The organism is Lacticaseibacillus chiayiensis (assembly GCF_004123795.1).
GTDB lineage: Bacteria > Bacillota > Bacilli > Lactobacillales > Lactobacillaceae > Lacticaseibacillus > Lacticaseibacillus chiayiensis.
Map to the genome: position 1 here is coordinate 1 of NZ_MSSM01000066.1, position 3,357 is coordinate 3,357.

Below are 3,357 nucleotides of genomic sequence, written 5' to 3' on the forward strand. Positions count from 1 at the left end.
TTTGACATGTTTTGGACAGGAAAGTCTTAGTTTATCGGTTGAAAAGATATAAGCGAAGTTCTCAATGTGCAGGCATTGACCGTCAAATTGCGACAAAGGTGAGTTGCTGATTGCCAACTAATCCAACAAAAAGAATTCGCGAATATCTTGACGCTAACGCTTGTTATTGGTCTTACATTTAGTTAGTATATAAGTACTGAAAGGGAGGATACGATGAAAAACCTCAATGGCTTTAAACGATGTTGGCGCCATGTAAACGCTCAGGGTATCCACCTGATGTGTACGGGCAAGTGACCATTCGCGGGAGAAGTTTATTTAGCGGTCATGTGCAAAGTTTCATTTAAGGTTGAACGGGTACTATCAGACAGAGGCTAGGAGGTGAACCTTGACGGAAGCGCCAGTTAAGATCGGCATTTTAAACGTCATGCACGATAAAGCAGACACCAAAACGCGGCTGCAACACGTCTTGACGTGCACAGACGTACCGGTCGAATTGCATTTTTACTATCCCATGACCCATTATGCCGGACGCGATGTACCAGAAGCGGTCAGCGCGATTTTAGACCCGCTGGATATTCACGAGGCGGCGACCATGGATGGGTTCATCATTACCGGCTCGCCGATCGAGACCTTGGAGTTTGACCAGGTGCACTATATCGCCGAGGTGCGGACGCTCTTGAAGACGCTCGGGCAGCACGTGCCGAATCAGCTCTACCTGTGCTGGGGCGGGATGGTGGCACTGAATTATTTTTTTGGTGTCAATAAGCTCATTTTGCCGCATAAATTGTTTGGTGTTTATCCGCAGACGATTTTAAAACCACACCCACTACTAAAAGGTTTGAAAGATGGATTTAAGGCACCGCATGCTCGCTATGCCGAAATGGATGTGCGCGATATTCGTCATGATCCACGGTTGATAATCAACGCAACAACGACGAAGGGCAAGTTGTTTATGGTCACGGAACCCACTGATACGCAAACGTTTATCTTTTCGCATATCGAATATGATCGGTGGGGATTGGATGCGGAATACCACCGCGAAATTGCCGCGCATCCCGAGATTGATTACGCGCGCGCTAAACATTACTACCATCACAAAAACGATTATGATCATCCGAAGTTTAATTGGAAGAAAACGCAACGAACGATTTTTGACAATTGGGTACGGCATGTTGCCGCGCATCGAAATGAAAATCGTTTGACGCTGACACAATAACGCGTTCACCGGCGCAGGAGCCTGCATGTAAGGATCTTGGTCGCAATGGCCTAAGCCCGGGCCATCACGCCCAAGGCCGCTTACATTCCGACTCCTAATCGCGCCGGTTCACGCTCACTATAACGCGCTCACCAGCCCAGAAACCTGCGTGTAAGGACCTCATCCGCAATGGCCTAAGCCCGGGCCATCACGTCTGAGGCCACTTACACTCCGGTTTCTAAGCGGGCTGGTTCACGCTCACTAAATTGGAGGTTTTATTCATGGTGACAGCAGCAGATAATATTACAGGTTTGATTGGCAACACCCCATTGCTTAAGTTAAATCGTGTTGTACCTGAAGGCGCAGCTGACGTTTACGTAAAGCTTGAATTCTTCAATCCAGGTGGTTCCGTGAAGGATCGGATCGCGCTGGCAATGATTGAAGATGCTGAATACAAAGGCGTATTGAAACCAGGTGGCACCATCGTCGAACCGACTTCCGGTAACACGGGAATCGGCCTTGCACTGGTCGCAGCGGCTAAGGGTTATCATCTGATCATCACGATGCCGGAAACCATGAGTGTCGAACGCCGGGCATTGATGCGCGGCTACGGGGCTGAATTGATTTTGACCCCAGGCGCAGACGGTATGCCAGGTGCCATTAAAAAAGCCGAAGCACTCAGCAAAGAAAATGGCTACTTCCTGCCGATGCAATTCCAGAATCCGGCTAACCCAGACGTCCACGAACGTACCACGGGACAGGAAATTATCCGGTCATTTGACGGCGGCACGCCAGACGCGTTTGTCGCAGGCGTCGGTACAGGCGGTACGTTAACCGGTGTTGGTCGTGCTTTACGGAAAATCAATCCAAACGTCCAGATTTACGCTTTGGAAGCAGCCGAGTCGCCAATGCTAAAAGAAGGCCACGGCGGCAAGCATAAGATTCAAGGCATTTCCGCCGGCTTCATTCCCGATGTCTTGGATACGAACCTCTACCAAGACATTGTTGAAGTAACAAGTGACCAGGCCATCGGCATGGCGCGGCACGTTAGCCATGAAGAAGGCTTCCTACCAGGCATTTCTGCAGGTGCCAACATTTTCGGGGCCATTGAAATTGCCAAGAAACTCGGCAAAGGCAAGAGCGTCGCAACCGTTGCTCCGGATAACGGCGAGCGGTATCTGTCGACGGATTTGTTTAAGTTTGATGATTAAGGTCAGCGAATGCCGTACCTAGCTAAACGATGCGTAGGTAGTGGCGTTGTGGGTGCCAATCTTTGACACTTAGACGGGATCAAAAACGTTCAATCCTTTGATGTTAAAGGGGTTGGGCGCTTTTTGTTTTGGGCTGATTTATCGTAAACTTTTGGGGGCTTTTGGGAGTGTTTTCATTCGAGCTGTCTTCTGACCATTGTCTGGCTAAATTGTCCGTTGTCAGAAGAAATAAGTTGACGCATCAGTTTAGGAGATGGCAATTTAAACGTAGCAAACGGAGTGCTGGCTCCTATATTAATCTGAAATTCTTCCACGGTGAAAATAATACGTGCGGTTGGCAGACAACGGAAAAACCAGTAGCGCCTGATGGGCTAACCATCGGGCTTTTTTATTTAATTGCAATTAAAAAGCTTTGACAGATTCAAGCCTGAACAGTCGATGAAAGTCAACACCACTACGTTAAAAGCGCTATAATAAAACTCGTAAGTCTCCATGGTGCAATGGATAGCATAATGGTCCTCGAAACCACAGATCCGGGTTCGAATCCCGGTGGAGGCATTATTTAGCTTTCTTTAGGTTATTTTAGCTTTTTAAAAAGCTTATGTATCAGCATTTACAGCAATTTAGGTATCTTTAGAGTTCCTTTGTTTTTATTTTTCGGGGGACAAAAAGGGGACAAACACAATCATAGCTGATCCATGAATAACACGGCCTTATGTGCTTCTTGTTTTCTCTGTGAGTCTAACAAATGACCATAGACTTTCATCGTAATAGTCACGTCTGAATGACCCAACCGCTTTGAAATATAATAGATGTCGACGCCTTTGCTGATCAAGTAGCTGACGTGGCTATGACGCAACCCGTGAAAGGTGATCTGCTTATCTTCAGGGATCCCAGCTTTGTTCTGAATGACGTGCAGGGCTTTGTTACATGCGCTGTCTGTAATCACGT

The 3,357-nt window shown here is 47.5% G+C and carries 3 protein-coding genes and 1 tRNA gene; 3 read left to right on the top strand and 1 reads right to left on the bottom strand.

Going from position 1 to position 3,357, the window contains the following annotated elements:
* Positions 1–385: 385 nt before the first annotated feature.
* From BVJ53_RS14365 to BVJ53_RS14380, 3 genes are all read left to right on the top strand, one after another.
* Positions 386–1,216 (top strand): homoserine O-succinyltransferase, encoded by an 831-nt coding sequence (locus BVJ53_RS14365; protein WP_129302947.1) that lies wholly within the window; start codon positions 386–388, stop codon positions 1,214–1,216.
* 260 nt (positions 1,217–1,476) lie between these two features.
* A complete protein-coding gene (gene cysK, locus BVJ53_RS14375) occupies positions 1,477–2,406 on the top strand; it encodes a cysteine synthase A (RefSeq protein ID WP_129302948.1) in 930 nt (309 codons plus the stop codon).
* 486 nt (positions 2,407–2,892) lie between these two features.
* Positions 2,893–2,964: transfer RNA gene (locus BVJ53_RS14380), tRNA-Arg, on the top strand.
* 127 nt (positions 2,965–3,091) lie between these two features.
* Here the strand turns inward: BVJ53_RS14380 and BVJ53_RS14385 are convergent.
* Positions 3,092–3,357, bottom strand: a 266-nt coding sequence (locus BVJ53_RS14385; RefSeq protein WP_158280593.1) for a tyrosine-type recombinase/integrase, incomplete at its 5' end; no start/stop codon positions are given.

What these genes read in the sequence shown, in the direction of transcription:
- cysK (WP_129302948.1), top strand. Translation starts at nt 1,477, where the DNA reads ATGGTGACAGCAGCAGATAATATTACAGGTTTGATTGGCAACACCCCA.